Source organism: Arthrobacter ramosus, assembly GCF_039535095.1.
GTDB classification, from domain to species: domain Bacteria; phylum Actinomycetota; class Actinomycetes; order Actinomycetales; family Micrococcaceae; genus Arthrobacter; species Arthrobacter ramosus.
The window spans coordinates 4120841-4136655 of record NZ_BAAAWN010000001.1; the positions used below are offsets into that span (position 1 = coordinate 4120841).

The window sequence follows — 15815 nt, forward strand, 5'->3', positions numbered from 1 at the left end:
CCCTCACGCCCGTCCCACGACAGCAGCCGCGCCCAGCGGAGGGGAGGCCTAGGCCGGGAGAACTATTTCTTCGCCGCGATAGCCGCATTCAGGACGGTCATGAAGTCCGTCTTGTTATCCCACTGCTGGCCGTCGACGAAGACCGTGGGCGTGCCGGAGATCCCGATATTCTTGGCCTCCTGCGTGACCACCTTGATGAACGGTCGGTAAGTCTTGTTGTCGATGCAGGAGTCAATGTTGGCCGATCCCGCTTGCGTGGCCAACTTCTTGAGGTCGTTGTCCGAAATGCCCGGGCTGCCCTCGGCGGGCTGCTGTGCGTACAGCAGGTCCACGAGCGCCGAGTACTTGTCCGGTGACGTGTTCGCCACGCACGCTGCGGCGTTGGCGGCGCGGGAGGAGTAGTTGGTGCTGGAGCTGGCGTCCAGGAAGCCGAACGGACGGTACTCCAGGGTGATCTTGCCGTCGTTGCGCAACTGGGTCAGCTGCTGGCTGTACGTGGTCTCGAAGTTCTTGCAGATAGGGCAGATGAAGTCGATGTAGGCCACGACCTTGACCGGCTTGCCGGCTTCAGCCTCGGCGCCTGGAGCGGTCACGGTGGCGGGCGCGGTGGCCGGGGCTGACGGCAGGGACGCGAGGCTAACGGTGCCGGCGGCCACCTTCGTCACATCGGTGCCCTTCAGCAGCGTCACGCCGCCGTGCACGTTGGCGTTCGCCGGCGTCGGGCCCTGATCGGCAATCGGGGCGTTGTTCACAATGTTCTGGGTGAACACGAGGGCAATGACCGCGAGGATCGCCACGACGGCAACCACAATGCCCCATCCGATGAGCAACTTGTTGCGCTTGTCTTTCTTCAGCTGAGCTTCGCGGATCTCGCGGGCCTTTTCGCGGGCCTGGGCGGTGCGCTCTGCCTTGGACAGGCGTGGTTCGTTTGCGGGGCTCATCAGTTCCTCGTGATTGATCGACGGCGTTGGTTGTAGCAATGGCAACGGGGCCAGTTTACGGGAGAAGACTGGCAGCTTTGCTGGGGTCTTCGGCTCCAGTCTGAGGAACGAGCAAGTGTCCTTGATGATTCCCGCCGGTAGGGTGGGAGGTGAGTCACAAGCAACCCCAGGGGGCAGCAATGCAAGAAACGGCAAGCGAAAAAATCGACAGCGAGCCCGAAGGCAATCAGGCTCCAAAGGCCCGGAAACACGATTTCATGGTGGTCTCCAACCGCCTTCCGGTGGACCGTTACCCCAGCGATGACGGGGAAAACGGCGAGGAAGGCTGGCGCCGCTCCCCTGGCGGCCTGGTGACTGCCCTCGCGCCGATGATGACCAAGACCGACGGCGCGTGGGTGGGCTGGCACGGCGCCCCGGACGAAGCGTTGGAGCCCTTCAGCCACGGTGGCATGGACCTGATTCCCGTGGACCTCAGCACGGACGATGTCGAGCTCTATTACGAAGGCTTCTCCAACGCCACCCTCTGGCCGCTTTACCACGACGTCATTGCCCCGCCGGAGTTCCACCGAACTTGGTGGGACAGCTACCGCCGGGTCAACCGGCGGTTCGCCGACGCCGTGATCCAATACGCGGACCACGGAGCCACTGTGTGGGTTCAGGACTACCAGCTCCAGCTCGTGCCGAGCATGCTCCGCCAGGCACGCCCGGACCTGCGCATCGGTTTCTTCAACCACATCCCGTTCCCGCCGCCGGAGATCTTCGCCCAATTGCCGTGGCGCCAGGCCATCATCGAAGGCCTGCTCGGCGCTGACCTGGTGGGTTTCCAACGCCCCAGTGACGCGGCAAACTTCATGCGCTCGGCACGCCGCTTCATTGGCGCAAGCGTCAAACAGCAACAGATCCACGTCAAAGGACCGGATGGCCGGATCACCCATATTGCCCGCGCACAGGCGTTCCCGATCTCCATCGCCGTGGATCAGATCAGCGAACTCGCGGAGCGCCCGGACATCATCGAACGTGCCCGGCAGATCCGCCAGGACCTCGGCAACCCCAAAACCATCCTCCTGGGCGTGGACCGCCTTGACTACACCAAGGGCATCCCCCACCGCTTGAAGGCCTTTGAGGAACTCCTTAAGGAAGGACGGCTCACCGTGGAGGACGCCACACTGATCCAGGTGGCGAGCCCCAGCCGCGAGCGCGTGCGGCAGTACAGGCTCCTGCGCGAGGAAATTGAAGGCACCGTGGGCCACATCAACGGCAGCTACGACACGATGCAGAACACCGCCGTTCGCTACCTCCACCACAGCTACCCGATCGAGGAGATGGTGGCCCTGTACCTTGCCGCCGACGTCATGCTGGTGACGGCATTGCGCGACGGCATGAACCTCGTGGCCAAGGAATATGTCACTGCCCGGACCAACAACACGGGCGCCTTGGTCCTCAGTGAGTTCACTGGCGCGGCCGATCAACTCAAGCAAGCGCTCCTCATGAATCCGCACGACATCGACGGGCTCAAGAACACGATCATGAGGGCCGTGCACCTGCCCCCGAACGAATCCCGCCGCCGGATGAAGTCCATGCGCAAGCAAATCCTCGACCACGACGTCGATCATTGGTCCGCCGAATTCCTCTCGGCCCTGGCAGAGATCGTGGTGCGCGATGACTCCTGAGACAGCAGCCACTCCCCCTCTGAGCCTGCCGCCCGAGCTGCTGGACGCCGTCCGCAGGATCGCGGGTACCGAGCACCTTTTGGTGGCCATGGACTTTGACGGCACCATCTCCCCGATCGTGGACCACGCCGACGCCGCGCGCCCGCTCCAGCGCTCAGCCGCCGCTTTCGCTGAACTCGCCAAACTTCCGAGGACGACGACGGCGCTCATCTCCGGGCGGGCACTGGCCAGCCTGCGGGCGGTCGCCTCGCCTCCCGAGGCGACGCTGCTGATAGGCAGCCATGGCGCGGAGGCCTGGATGGGCCCCGGCTCGGCGGAGCTTCGGCTCGACGACGCCCAAAGGGAGCTCCTCGCCGAAGTCCGCGAGGTCCTGGCCGGAATCTCGCAGGAAGCTCCGGGGACCGTCCTCGAGGACAAGCCCGCCGGCGTCGTGCTCCACACCCGGCGTGCCGCCGATGACGTGGCGGAGGACGCTGTCGCGGCCGCGCGGGCGGTGCTTGAAGGCCGGCCAGGGGTCTTCCTCAAGAACGGCAAGCGGGTCCTTGAGACCTCCGTGGTGCATTCCTCCAAAGGCGAGGCTGTCGAGTTCCTGCGCCAAGCCACCTCCGCCAGCGGGATCCTCTTTGCCGGCGACGACGTGACGGACGAAGACGCGTTTGCCAGGCTTGGCACGGGCGATGTCGGCGTCAAAGTCGGGCTGGATTTCACGCAGGCCGAGTTCCGCGTCGAGGCCCCTGTGCACGTCGCCGAACTCCTGGAGGCGGTCCTTCGCGAACGTCGCCGCGAAGTCTCCGGAGACTCATCTCACATGTGACATTCGTAACATTTGGGCGAATGCCGGAAGTTACTGCCATACTCTTGGTTGTGATGTGACGCACAACTTCCGTGCGGCGTCACTCAGTCTCCCTTGCCCGGGCCTAGCCCAGGGCGGGGAGTCCAACTGAATAAACATGAACCATTCACAACGGATCGTCCGGCACGTACCTGCCGGTGAAGGGATTGATAACTGTGGCTACAGTTACTTTTGATAACGCTACGCGTCTGTACCCGGGCACAGATAAGCCCGCCGTCGATAAGCTCAACATCGACATCGCCGATGGCGAATTCCTGGTCCTCGTTGGACCCTCCGGTTGCGGTAAGTCCACCTCGCTGCGCATGCTCGCAGGTCTTGAGGATGTGAACTCCGGCCGCATTCTGATCGGTGACCGCGACGTCACGGACGTCCCGCCGAAGGACCGCGACATCGCCATGGTCTTCCAGAACTACGCTCTGTACCCGCACATGACGGTTGCGGACAACATGGGCTTCGCACTCAAGATCGCCGGCGTCTCCAAGGAAGAGCGCGCCGAGCGTGTCCGCGAAGCAGCCAAGCTTCTTGACCTCGAGCTTTACCTGGACCGCAAGCCGAAGGCGCTCTCCGGCGGCCAGCGTCAGCGCGTTGCCATGGGCCGCGCAATCGTCCGTAACCCGCAGGTCTTCCTCATGGATGAGCCCCTTTCCAACTTGGACGCCAAGCTTCGTGTCCAGACCCGCACCCAGATCGCGTCCCTGACCCGCCGCCTCGGCGTCACCACGGTCTACGTGACCCACGACCAGGTCGAGGCCATGACCATGGGTGACCGCGTCGCTGTTCTCAAGGACGGCCTGCTGCAGCAGGTAGACACCCCGCGCAACCTGTACGACCGCCCGAAGAACGTCTTCGTTGCCGGCTTCATCGGCTCCCCCGCCATGAACCTGCTGGAACTGCCCGTCGTCGACGGCGGCGTCCAGTTCGGTGGCACGGTTTACCCGGTCCCGCACGATGTCCTCGAAGAGGCACACGGCAAGACCGTCACGCTCGGTTCCCGTCCGGAAGACCTCGAGACCGTTGGTGCCGGCGAAGGCCTTGAAGTTGAGGTTGACGTCGTCGAAGAGCTCGGCGCTGACGCTTACGTCTACGGCCACACCACGCTTGATGGCAAGAGCCACGACATCGTGGCCCGCGTCGACGGCCGCCGCCCCCCGATGAAGGGCGAGTCCATCTTCGTTCGTCCGCAGTCGGGCCACGTGCACTTGTTCGACACCAAGTCGGGCCTGCGCCTGGGCGACTAATCCCCGCCGGCACCCTAATATCGAACCGACGGCGGCCCTTCCGAGTGGACGGGCCGCCGTCGTCGTTAACAGCAGCCTCCATACGGAAGAATTGACCTCATGACCGAGCAAAGCGGTGCCAAGTGGCATGACGAACCCACCGACTACGCGCAGATCGGCAAACTCCCGCGCACCGAGGCTGCCAGTGCCAATGACATCGCGCCACCGGCGAGTGTGATCGGGTCCCTCAACATCACCGCAGCCGCAGCGGATCCCGAACTCCTGGACTTGCCCTGGCACATCGCCCTCGAGGACTGGCCTGCCGCGAACCTGGCCGCCCTACCCCGCGGCATTTCCCGGCACATCGTGCGTTTCGCGCACCTGGCCGGTTCCGTCATCGCCATCAAGGAAACGTCCGAACACGTTGCCCGGCACGAGTACCACATGCTCCGCAAGCTGGCACGGATGGATGTGCCTTGCGTCGCGCCGGTTGCGGTCATCACCGGCCGCACCACCATTGACGGCAAGCCGCTGAACCCCGTGTTGGTCACCCGGCACCTCAAGTTCTCCATGCCGTACCGGGCGCTCTTCTCCCAGATGCTGCGCCGGGACACCCTGACAAGGCTTATCGACGCCCAAGCGCTGCTGCTGGTGCGCCTGCACCTGATCGGTTTCTATTGGGGCGACGTTTCCTTGTCCAACACCTTGTTCCGCCGCGACGCCGGCGCGTTCGCCGCGTACCTGGTGGACGCCGAGACCGGCGAGCTGTACCCCGATCTATCGGTGGGCCAGCGCGAGTACGATCTGGAGATTGCCCGCGTCAACATCGCCGGGGAGCTCATGGACCTGCTCGAAGGCGGCCTGATCGAAGAGAAGGTGGACCCCGTAGCGACGTCGGAACTCATCATGGACTCGTACCGCCGGCTATGGGCCGAACTTACCGAAAAGGAATCGTTCGAGCTCGGCGAACGCTGGCGCGTGGGCGCACGCATCCGCCGCCTCAACGAACTCGGCTTCGACGTCGAGGAATACGCGATCAAGACCACCGCGGACGGCTCCACCATCCAGCTCCAGCCCAAGGTCGTCGACGCCGGCCATCACCAGCGGCGCCTGCTCCGCCTCACTGGCCTGGATGCCCAGGAGAACCAGGCCCGCCGGCTGCTCAATGACATGGATTCATTCCGGGCGGACAACAACCCGGACATGGACGAAGAAATCAGCGCCCACACCTGGGTCAGCCAGATCTTCGAGCCTATCGTCCGCTCCATCCCGCGCGACCTCGCGGGCAAGCTCGAGCCGGCGGAGGTGGTCCACGAAGTCCTCGAACACCGCTGGTACATGAGCCAGAAGCAGGACAGCTACATCCCCTTGGCGGAAGCGGTGCAATCCTACTTGGACACCGTGCTGCGCCACCGGCGTGACGAAGCCGCCATCATGCTCAATCCGGATACGGCGCTGCTCAAGATCCTCGAAGCTGAAACCGAGGAATCCCGTTACGACGAGGACGAATACCCGGATTCGGACGACTAACGCGGGGGTTTAGGGCTCCAGCGTCTCCGCAAGTCCCTTAAGCACGGGTTCCCGCCCGAGCTCGATGTGGGAATACGCCAAGGTGTAGGCGAGATCGGCCTTGCCGCCGAGGATGGCGTTGCACAGTTCCATGTGCTCGTCGCGCTGGAGTTCGTTGCTGCGGTTGTGGGCGAGCCCGAAGATCCAGCGCATGCGGCCAAACAACGGTTTGACCGATTCGATAAGCAGCCGGTTGCCGGACAATCGGACCATTTCGGCGTGGAACGCAGCACTGAGGCGTACGACGTCGTCGGTCCGGTCGTCGTCGATCGCTTGCCTCGTGTCGTCGAGGAGTTCCTGCAGGCGACCCCCCGGTTCGCCCGCCGCGACGCGGACGGCCGCCATGCGGGCCGCGAACGTTTCCAGGCAGAGCCGCACGTCGAAGAGTTCGTTGACGTCGGTGAGCGTCAATTGGCGCACCACCGCGCCCCTGCGCGGGAAGGTTTCCACGAAACCATCCTGCTCAAGGCGTTGAATGGCTTCCCGCACAGGGATTCGTGAAACGTTGTAAAGCTCGGAGAGCTCCCGCTCGCGCAGCCGCACGCCCTGCTCGTATCTCCCCGCCACGATTCCTTCAAGAACCAGCTGGTAGACCTGTTCGGCCCGGGCTTCGTCATCGCGGCCAGTCAGCGTTTCGGGCATCGGCTTCGGCCACCCTTCCCTTCCCCATCGTCTTGCATTCCACCCGAGCATACACGGGCGGAAAATAAGCTGTTTGGTATTCCAGACCGTGCATTATTTGTGATTTACATCCCATCGAACGTGCTCTACTCTATTTTTGGTATACAAAAAGTCCGGAGCTTACTCCTTGGATCATGAATCGAGCACCCCCGTTGACCCAGCTACAGTCCACCGTCGAAGCTACGGCTGCGAGTCCGTCCCCCAGCCCGGCCCCGAATAGACCCACCGCCGAGGCGCGGTCGCTCCTGGCCACGGCCTGGCTGCGGATCCGCCGGAGCAAGATTGCCTTGCTGAGCCTCTGCTTCGTGGTGGCCATCATGTTGTTCGCCATCCTCGGCCCGCTGCTCAGTGCCATGTCCGGCAACGATCCCTTCACGTCCAACACGAGCCCCGACGTCCTGGACGACCTCCAGACTCCCGGGTTGCCGCTGCCCGGATACATGTACCCCTCGGCAAGCCACTGGCTGGGCGTGGAACCCGGCTTGGGCCGCGACCTGTTTGCTCGCCTTGCCTACGGTGGCCAGGTATCCCTCACCATTGCCCTGCTGTCCACTGCGGTCTCGGTGGTCCTGGGAACTGTGATCGGTGCAGCCGCGGGCTACTTCGGCGGCAAAACGGACGCCATCATCAGCCGGATCATGGATCTCTTCCTCGCCTTCCCGCACCTCTTGCTGGTCCTTTCGCTGACACCCATCCTGCAGTCACGGCTCAGGGACACCCCGCTGGGCCAAGGCAGCTTTCTCCCCATGGCTTCACTCGTGATCATCCTGGGCTTCTTCGGCTGGGCATACCTCGCCCGCATCGTCCGTGGCCAGGTGCTGAGCCTCCGCGAGCGCGAGTTCGTCGAGGCCGCGCGATCCTTCGGTGCCTCGCACTTGAGCGTGCTGTTCCGGCAGATCATTCCCAACGTCATGGGCGTCGTCCTGGTCTACGCCACCATGCTCATCCCCACGAACATCTCCGCAGAAGCCGCGCTGTCCTTCCTCGGCGTCGGCGTCAAGGACCCCACGCCGTCGTGGGGCCAGATGCTCAACGCCGCCCAATCTGGCAACTGGTACCTCAGCGATCCCTGGTTCCTGGCAGTCCCCGGCGCCATGCTCATCGTCACCGTCCTGGCGTTCAACCTGCTCGGCGACGCCGTACGCGATGCCCTGGACCCCAAGGCATCACGCCACTAATCCCCCTTCATATCCGTTCCACCCACCCCTATGAGGAGCACAATGAATACCCCCACCAGAGCGCTGGCCCTTGCCGTGCTGATCGCCACCGCTGCCACAGGCTGCGCGGCAGGACAGAACCAGCCCGGAACTGCCGCATCAGGCGCTTCAAGCACCGAGCAGGCTCCCGAAGTGGTCAAGCCCGGTTTCACCACCAAGGGCGGCAACATCAACGTCCTGATGTCATCGGACTTCCAAACCCTGGACCCAGGCAACAGCAACTACGTCCAGACGGCAAACGTCGGCCAGCTGTATTACAGGAACCTCACCATGGCGAAGGAGACGGCCGGCCAGCCGCCCACCATCGTTCCGGACCTCGCCACGGACACGGGCCAGGTGTCCAAAGACGGACTCACCTGGACGTTCACCCTCCAGAAGGGCGTCAAGTTCGAAGACGGCCGCCCCATCACCTCCGCCGATGTCAAGTACGGCATCGAACGCACGTTCGCCCAAGACGTTTACACCCAGGCCCCGCAAGAGCTCAACGCAGCGCTCGACGCCGGCGGCTACAAGGGGCCGTACAAGGATCCTTCCGCTGACCTCAAGGCCGTTGAAACGCCCGACGAACGCACTATCGTCTTCCACTTGAAGAAGCCGTTCGCCGAGTTCCCGGCTTTGGCCTCCCGTTCCAACACCTCACCTGTCCCGAAGGACAAGGACACCAAGCTGGACTACACCAACCACCCGGTGTCGTCGGGCCCGTACATGGTTGATTCGTACAGCCGCGGAAAGTCGCTCAAACTGGTGCGCAACCGGAACTGGGATCCGTCCACCGATCCCAACCGATCGGCGCTTCCGGACACTTTCAGTTTCTCGCTCTCCACCTCGCAGGCCACCATCAGCCAGCAGCTCCTGGCCAATTCCGACCCCAATGCGCTCACCTTGGACTCCAACGGTGCACTGCAGACCTCGGATTCGGCCAAGCTGGCTGATGCCCAGGTCAAAGACCGTGTTGCTTCGGGACTGCTCGGTTGCAACGACGTCCTCAGCCTCAACACAGAGAAGATCTCCGATCCCGATGTCCGCAAGGCGATCGCCCTGGCCCTGGACCGTCAGTCCATCCTCGTCCAGTACGGCGGACGTCGCTTCGGTGAACTCACCCAGACCCCGCTCAACGCCAAGATGCGCGGCTACGTAGCCCAGGACCTGGAGATCGACCCCACCGGCAAGCCCAAGCTGGAGGAAGCCAAGAAGCTCCTCGAAGGCAAGAACTACCCCAAGACCCTCACCTACGGGTATGCCAACAACCGGGATGCCTACAAGAACACGGGCACCGTGATCCAGCAGAACCTCAAGGCCTTGGGCATCGACGTCCAGCTCGTGCCGATCCCGGCTCCGAACTACTACTCCGTTCTGGCCAGTGACCAGCTGCCGGACATTGCGCGCTCGGGATGGTGCGGCGGCGCCGACCCCGCGTCAGTGCGTACGTCAGCCGATCCCATCCTCGGACCCAACAACGACGGCACCAGCTACGGCTTCTCCAACACTTCGCGCTACTTCGATCCGCAGATTTCGAAGGCCATGTTCGGGCTCCGGAACACAGCCGGGACCTCGGAAGAACTCGGCAAGAAGTGGTCTGAGGAGTTCGGCAAGGCCCTGAAGACCTACCCGATCATCCCGCTCGTCCGCAGCCACACCAACAGTGTGGTGGGCTCCAACATCCGCAATGCCCAAGTGGGCTACTTCTTCGGCGGCATCGACCTCTCGATCGTCGGGGTCGAGCACTAACCAGGCCTAATACACACAAACAGGTTCAGCCCAGAAGGGAGGCGGGCCGTCCGGCGACTACCGGGCGGCCCGCAACCAGCACCATGATCAGATTCATCTTTCGCCGGACAGGCTCCCTGATCCTGCTTCTCATCGCCGTCAGCTTCATCACCTTTACGCTATTCCAGCTCGGACCCGCCGATCCTGCGTCCGCCGCTTGCGGCCAGGAGTGCACTCCGGAACGCATTGCGGAAGCCCGCGTGGCCCTTGGTATGGACCATCCTTTCCTGATCCAGTACATCGACTACATGCGCGGTTTGGTCTCGACCCGGATGATCGGTGCTCCCGGAGCCGAGTCGACCTGCCAGTGGCCGTGCCTCGGCAAATCGTTCCAAACCAATGAAAACGTCTCGGACATCATCGCCCGATCCTTGCCCTACACGCTCTCCATGGCGGTCGGCGCGCTCGTGCTCTGGACCGTTTCCGGCGTCGGGCTCGGTTTGCTCGCCGCCCTTCGCAAGGGATCTGCTACGGACAAGTTCATCGTCGGCGCAGCGTCCATTGGTGTCTCGCTACCAATCCCCGTCACCGGCTTGTTCCTGTTGCTGGTTTTCGTCAACCAGTTGCACCTCTTACCCTTCACGACGAACGAGATCAACAGCCCCTTCGGTCCGCATGGTCCGGGGGCCTGGGTGCTCAACTACTTCCTGCCCTGGGTTGCCCTCGCGGTGCTTTTCAGCGCGGCGTACATCCGGGTCACCCGGACCAACATGATCGAGACCTTCAGCGAGGACTTCATCCGCACGGCCCGCGCCAAGGGCCTGGCGCCCCGAACAGTGACGTTCAAGCACGGCGTGCGGGCCGGCATCACTCCTGTCGTGACCATGCTTGGCATGGACATCGGACTCCTCCTCGGTGGAGCGGTCCTCACCGAGCAGATCTTCTCCGTCCCGGGGCTCGGTTTCACGGCCGTCCGGGCCGCCATTTCCGGCGACCTCCCCGTCACCATGGCCATCACCATGCTGGCTGCTTTCTTCGTCATCGTCGCGAATGTCGTTGTCGACCTCGCCTACGCTGCCATCGATCCCCGAGTGAGGCTCCAATGACCCAGCTCCAACCCAGTCCGGCCGGTCAGCCGGCCACGCGAACCGGCGCCTTCCTGGACGTCCGCAACCTTTCGGTAAAATTCCCCACCGACGACGGTCTTGTCTCTGCCGTCAACGGGATGGATTTCTCGTTGGAGCGCGGGCAGACCCTCGGCATCGTCGGAGAATCCGGGTCCGGCAAGTCGGTCACCAGCCAGGCGCTCATGGGACTGCTCAAGGGAACCTCCGCCCGCGTCACCGGCCAGGCGTTGTTCCAGGGCAAGGACCTTGTGACGCTGCCCGAATCCGGCATGCGACAACTTCGCGGCCGGAACATCGGCATGATCTTCCAGGATCCGCTCTCGGCCCTGCATCCCTTCTACACTGTGGGTCATCAGATCGCCGAGGCCTACCTCGTCCACAACAAGGCGAGCAAGAAGCAAGCCCGCACAGCCGCCGTCGACATGCTTGGAAAGGTAGGCATTCCCAGCCCCGAGCAGCGGTACGACGAATACCCGCACCACTTCTCCGGGGGCATGCGCCAACGCGCCATGATCGCCATGGCCTTGATCTGCGAACCGGAACTGCTCATCGCCGATGAACCCACCACCGCCCTGGACGTCACCGTGCAGGCACAGATCCTCGACCTCATGTCCGAGCTCCAGGAAGAAACGAACTCGGCCCTCATCCTCATCACCCACGATCTTGGCGTGGTGGCCGAAATCTGCGATTCCGTGCTGGTCATGTACGGCGGGCAGTGCGTCGAATCGGGCCCAGTGGACGAGATCTTCTACGACACACAGCACCCGTACACACTCGGCCTGCTCAAATCGATGCCCACGCTGAGCAGTTCCTCGGGCAGGCTCAACCCCATTCCGGGCCAGCCACCGTCGCTCCTTGACCTCCCGAAAGGCTGCATCTTCAACGCCCGGTGCGAATACGCAGCCCTCGCCGGCGACGGAGTGTGCGCAAGCCAGCGGCCGGAACTCGTGATCGAGGACGGCCACGGCAAGCGCTGCCACCTGAGCGGCCCCCAGATCGTCACCATTCGGAATACGCGTTAGGACCCGTCATGGACACGCAGGCAATTCTCCAGGTGGAGAACCTCCAGAAGCATTTCCCCATCAAAGGCGGGCTGTTCTCCCCCAAGGGGTCCAAGACTGTCAAAGCGGTCGACGGCGTCTCGTTCAGTCTCGCGCGCGGCCAGACTTTGGGGCTCGTGGGTGAGTCCGGCTGCGGAAAGTCGACCACCGGACGGATGGTCGCGCGGCTCATGGATCCCACCGGCGGGAGGATCCTGATCGACGGCGTGGACATCAGCCAGCTGGGCGGCCACGATCTGTACAACTTCCGCCGCAAGGTCCAAATGATCTTCCAGGACCCCTTCGCCTCGCTCAATCCACGGCAAACCGTGGGCACGGCCATCGCGGCGCCGATGCTGGCACAAAAGATCAACCCGGCCGGCGGCCTCAAGAACCGCGTCAGGGAACTCCTCGAACAAGTAGGCCTCAAGCCTGAGCACTACAACCGTTTCCCACACGAGTTCTCCGGCGGCCAGCGCCAGCGCGTGGGAATCGCGCGCGCCATTTCGCTGAACCCGTCCGTGATTGTGTGCGACGAACCCGTGTCCGCCCTCGATGTCTCAGTACAAGCACAGGTGGTCAACTTGCTGCAGGAAATCCAGCGGGACACCGGAGTGGCATACATTTTCATCGCGCACGATCTTTCCGTGGTCCGCCATATCTCGCATGAGGTGGCGGTGATGTACCTCGGCAAGATCGTGGAACAAGGAGCCCGGGAGGAGCTGTTCCGGGATCCCCGGCATCCCTACACGCAAGCGCTCTTGTCCGCCGTGCCCTTGCCGGATCCCCGGGCAGCCCGCCAGCAGCAAAAGATCCGGCTGCGGGGAGACCTACCCTCGCCGGCAAACCCACCCAGCGGCTGCGTCTTCCGCACCCGGTGTCCGTTGTTCGGCACCTTGGACCCGGAACAACAGCAACGCTGCATCAGCGAAATCCCCCGACCCGCCAGCGCGGCTGCGCCGGCCTGCCATCACGCAGGTCTGGAATCTGCAGCCCTCGCTGGGGTGCAATAGATCCAATATCAAAGGAGCAACACATTGAACACCCTGATTCGCGCCGTCCGCCCCTGGGGTCAAGCATTGAGCGACGTCCTCATTACGGACGGCAAGATCACCGGCGTCGAACCGCATGACCCGACGCGTGCCGCGGGCGACGCCACCGTCGTCGAGGGCCGCGGCCGCCTCCTCGTGCCGTCGTTCTCGGACGTCCACGTGCACCTGGACTCCACCCGCATCGGCCTGCCGTTCCGGGAGCACACAGGCGGGCCGGGCGTGTGGACCATGATGATGAACGATCGGCAGAACTGGCGCAACGCCGAGGTTCCGCTGCAGGAACGGGTCAACAACACCCTCGGCCGGATGATCGCGCACGGCACCACGCGCGTCCGCTCCTATGCACAGATCGACGTCGATTGCCGCCTCGAGCGTTTCGATGCCGTGATGGCCGCCAAGGAGCAGTTCAAGGGCCAGGCCGACGTCGACATCATCGCGTTCCCGCAGGCCGGCCTCCTCCTCGAGGACGGCACCGTACCCCTCATGGACCAGGCACTCAAGGCCGGTGCCAACGTCATGGGAGGCATCGATCCTTGCAGCCTCGACCGCGACCCCGCCCGGCATCTGGACATCGTCTTCGGACTGGCCGAAAAGTACCAGGTCCCCATCGACATCCACCTCCACGAGCCCGGCGAGCTCGGTGTCTTCAGCACTGACCTGGTGATCGAGCGCACCCGCGCCCTGGGCATGCAGGGCAAGGTCACAATGTCCCACGCGTACCAGCTGGGCAGCGTCTCCGAAGCCACCACGCGCCGCCTCATCGACGAGTTCGCCGAGCTGGACATCTCCATGGCGTCCGTGGCGCCGGGTTCCGCCGGTGTGGCGGGCCAGCTGCCCATCCCCCTGCTCGCCGAAGCCGGCGTCCGGATGGGCCTGGGCGAGGACGGTCAGCGGGACTACTGGTCCCCCTACGGCAACACGGACATGCTCGACCGCGCATGGCAGCTCGCTTTCACCCACGGCTTCCGCAAGGACGAGCTCATCGAGCACTGCCTCGCGATCGCCACGGTGGGCGGCGCCAGCATCCTTGATCCGTCCGCAACCCGCCTGAAGGGCACGGCACACCGCCCCGGCGTCCAGATCGGCGATCCTGCCGAACTCGTGCTGCTCGACGGCGAAACGGTCGCCTCCGCCGTTATGGACCGCGGCACCGACCGCACGGTGATCCACCGCGGCAAAGTCGTGGCAGAGCAGCTCGAGCTCATCTAATTCCGAATAAAAAAGTGGCCGGTCCCTCGTTTGAGGGACCGGCCACTTTCTTGGTTTGCGTGTATCGGAGGGCGACGGCAGCGTATGCCCAACTACCTCGCATTTGTTGTCGTTATGTGGGCTCATAACGACAACTACTGCAAGTCAGATGGGCCGAGTGGGAGGCCCGTGCGTGGTTTGGTTTGCGCACTGCCCCCATTGGTTAGCGCCCGACGGCGGCGGGCTCGCCAAGGTGCTCCGTCTCTGTGGTTGCTACGGACACGGCGCGCCCGCGCACCGTGAGGAAACCGGCCACCGCGAGCAGCACCGCTTCCGCCGCCAGGGCCCAGAAGGGAACGCCCCAGCCGCCGGACCACTCATGCAGGAGTCCAGCCCCCAAAGGCCCCAGGGAGGCCAACGCGAAGCCCAAGCCCTGGCTCATGGCGGACAGGCTGCCGGCGCTCTCTGGCCCTGCCGAGCGGATGACGACCAGCGCCATTCCCAGCCCGAACCCGGCGCTCTGGACGATACCCAACAGTCCGACCATGAGGAATTGCAAAGCTACAGGCGCAGTCAACACTCCTATCAAAGCTGCCGCGACGAGCAGTCCCAAGCCGGGCGCCATAACCTTCAGAACCGCGCGACGCCCCGCGAGAACGGGGGCCAGCAGGCTCGCGGGCAGCCCTGCGACGCTGAACCACGCCAAGAGCCCTGCTGCGTCGGCCGCGGTCTGGCCCTTCGACACCAGGAACACCGCTAGCCACGAGGTAACGGCGAAATACAGCATGGCTTGCAGCCCGAAGAAGGCGGTCACGGCCCAGGCCGTCCGCTGCTTCCGCAGCGGGATGGTGCCGGCTTCCCCCGCGGCGCCGCCCGCCGTCGTCGTCTCCTGTATACCAGTGCCCGACGCCGGTCCGCCGGTTCCCTTCGGGCGTGCGACTGTTTGACCGGTGCGGTGGATCAACGCGGCCCCTAGCAAGGCGGGAACGGCCCAGACGGCCAGCGCCCAGGCGAGGCTTCCGCCAAGCGCTTGCTGCAGCGGCTGGACGAGTCCTGCGCCGAGCGCCGCGCCCAGCCCGAAGCCCATGGTGCACAGCCCCGTCCACCACCCGGTACCGCGATTGGCCTTGACGATCTGTGGCACGAGCACACTGGCGGTCATGATGGATGCCCCTGCCAGGAACGTTCCGGGCAACAACAGTCCGGGCACGAGTACGCGGACAAGCAGCGCGGCGGCAAGTACCAAGAGCGCCGCCGCCACGGCCCTTCCGGTGCCCAGGAGACGGGCCAGCCACGGACCGCAGGGAGCCGAGACCCCGAACGCAAGTACAGGCAAGGCTCCGAGCAGCGGCAGCAAATGCGCGTCGAGTCCGAAGCCTGCCTGCAGCTGCCCCATCGTACCGGCGATCGTCGTAATGGCCGGACGAAGGTTGATGGAGACAAGCGCCAGTGCAACGAGTACCCAGGCGGTCCTCCGAACGGGGTTCGCGGAAGTACCGCGGCGCGACGGGTGTGCTTGTCCCATTGATTGCCTCCCTGGAATCCACCTTGGT

General features: G+C 64.2%; 13 protein-coding genes. 10 read left to right on the top strand and 3 right to left on the bottom strand.

Annotated elements, in window-relative coordinates:
* Positions 1–62: 62 nt before the first annotated feature.
* Entirely contained in the window at positions 63–941 is an 879-nt protein-coding gene (locus tag ABD742_RS19025) for a DsbA family protein (protein ID WP_234751369.1), read from the bottom strand.
* 179 nt (positions 942–1120) lie between these two features.
* Here ABD742_RS19025 and ABD742_RS19030 point away from each other — a divergent pair, with 179 nt between their 5' ends.
* From ABD742_RS19030 to ABD742_RS19045, 4 genes are all read left to right on the top strand, one after another.
* The gene (locus ABD742_RS19030; protein ID WP_234751368.1) at positions 1121–2611 is read left to right on the top strand and encodes an alpha,alpha-trehalose-phosphate synthase (UDP-forming); all 1491 of its coding nucleotides are present in this window, start codon (positions 1121–1123) and stop codon (positions 2609–2611) included.
* Entirely contained in the window at positions 2601–3425 is an 825-nt protein-coding gene (gene otsB, locus ABD742_RS19035) for a trehalose-phosphatase (protein WP_234751367.1), read from the top strand. The genes ABD742_RS19030 and otsB overlap by 11 nt, the downstream gene beginning before the upstream one ends.
* Positions 3426–3619: 194 nt before the next feature.
* A complete protein-coding gene (locus ABD742_RS19040) occupies positions 3620–4702 on the top strand; it encodes an ABC transporter ATP-binding protein (protein WP_234751365.1) in 1083 nt (360 codons plus the stop codon).
* A 99-nt stretch (positions 4703–4801) separates the two neighbouring features.
* The gene (locus tag ABD742_RS19045) at positions 4802–6211 is read left to right on the top strand and encodes a DUF4032 domain-containing protein (protein ID WP_234751364.1); all 1410 of its coding nucleotides are present in this window, start codon (positions 4802–4804) and stop codon (positions 6209–6211) included.
* 9 nt (positions 6212–6220) lie between these two features.
* Here ABD742_RS19045 and ABD742_RS19050 read toward each other — a convergent pair whose 3' ends face one another.
* Positions 6221–6892, bottom strand: a complete 672-nt coding sequence (locus ABD742_RS19050) for a GntR family transcriptional regulator (RefSeq protein WP_234751363.1) — start codon at positions 6890–6892, stop codon at positions 6221–6223.
* A 173-nt stretch (positions 6893–7065) separates the two neighbouring features.
* Here ABD742_RS19050 and ABD742_RS19055 point away from each other — a divergent pair, with 173 nt between their 5' ends.
* The 6 genes from ABD742_RS19055 (at position 7066) to ABD742_RS19080 (ending at position 14283) form a co-directional block, all read left to right on the top strand.
* A complete protein-coding gene (locus tag ABD742_RS19055) occupies positions 7066–8109 on the top strand; it encodes an ABC transporter permease (RefSeq protein ID WP_234751362.1) in 1044 nt (347 codons plus the stop codon).
* A 42-nt stretch (positions 8110–8151) separates the two neighbouring features.
* Positions 8152–9876, top strand: a complete 1725-nt coding sequence (locus ABD742_RS19060; RefSeq protein WP_234751361.1) for an ABC transporter substrate-binding protein — start codon at positions 8152–8154, stop codon at positions 9874–9876.
* Positions 9877–9959: 83 nt separating this feature from the next.
* Complete coding sequence (locus ABD742_RS19065) at positions 9960–10961, top strand: ABC transporter permease (protein ID WP_234751360.1); 1002 nt, start codon at positions 9960–9962, stop codon at positions 10959–10961.
* A complete protein-coding gene (locus ABD742_RS19070) occupies positions 10958–12004 on the top strand; it encodes an ABC transporter ATP-binding protein (protein ID WP_234751359.1) in 1047 nt (348 codons plus the stop codon). Before ABD742_RS19065 ends, ABD742_RS19070 begins: the two co-directional genes overlap by 4 nt.
* A gap of 8 nt (positions 12005–12012) precedes the next feature.
* Positions 12013–13035 (top strand): ABC transporter ATP-binding protein, encoded by a 1023-nt coding sequence (locus tag ABD742_RS19075; protein ID WP_234751358.1) that lies wholly within the window; start codon positions 12013–12015, stop codon positions 13033–13035.
* Positions 13036–13059: 24 nt separating this feature from the next.
* Positions 13060–14283, top strand: a complete 1224-nt coding sequence (locus ABD742_RS19080; protein WP_234751357.1) for an amidohydrolase family protein — start codon at positions 13060–13062, stop codon at positions 14281–14283.
* A 202-nt stretch (positions 14284–14485) separates the two neighbouring features.
* Here ABD742_RS19080 and ABD742_RS19085 read toward each other — a convergent pair whose 3' ends face one another.
* Entirely contained in the window at positions 14486–15787 is a 1302-nt protein-coding gene (locus tag ABD742_RS19085) for an MFS transporter (protein WP_234751355.1), read from the bottom strand.
* Positions 15788–15815: the final 28 nt, after the last annotated feature.

Excerpts from the sequence above, each read along its gene's own strand:
- ABD742_RS19025 (WP_234751369.1), bottom strand. The coding sequence starts at position 941 with ATGAGCCCCGCAAACGAACCACGCCTGTCCAAGGCAGAGCGCACCGCC.
- ABD742_RS19030 (WP_234751368.1), top strand. The coding sequence starts at position 1,121 with ATGCAAGAAACGGCAAGCGAAAAAATCGACAGCGAGCCCGAAGGCAAT.
- otsB (WP_234751367.1), top strand. The coding sequence starts at position 2,601 with ATGACTCCTGAGACAGCAGCCACTCCCCCTCTGAGCCTGCCGCCCGAG.
- ABD742_RS19045 (WP_234751364.1), top strand. The coding sequence starts at position 4,802 with ATGACCGAGCAAAGCGGTGCCAAGTGGCATGACGAACCCACCGACTAC.
- ABD742_RS19050 (WP_234751363.1), bottom strand. The coding sequence starts at position 6,892 with ATGCCCGAAACGCTGACTGGCCGCGATGACGAAGCCCGGGCCGAACAG.
- ABD742_RS19055 (WP_234751362.1), top strand. The coding sequence starts at position 7,066 with ATGAATCGAGCACCCCCGTTGACCCAGCTACAGTCCACCGTCGAAGCT.
- ABD742_RS19060 (WP_234751361.1), top strand. The coding sequence starts at position 8,152 with ATGAATACCCCCACCAGAGCGCTGGCCCTTGCCGTGCTGATCGCCACC.
- ABD742_RS19065 (WP_234751360.1), top strand. The coding sequence starts at position 9,960 with ATGATCAGATTCATCTTTCGCCGGACAGGCTCCCTGATCCTGCTTCTC.
- ABD742_RS19070 (WP_234751359.1), top strand. The coding sequence starts at position 10,958 with ATGACCCAGCTCCAACCCAGTCCGGCCGGTCAGCCGGCCACGCGAACC.
- ABD742_RS19075 (WP_234751358.1), top strand. The coding sequence starts at position 12,013 with ATGGACACGCAGGCAATTCTCCAGGTGGAGAACCTCCAGAAGCATTTC.
- ABD742_RS19085 (WP_234751355.1), bottom strand. The coding sequence starts at position 15,787 with ATGGGACAAGCACACCCGTCGCGCCGCGGTACTTCCGCGAACCCCGTT.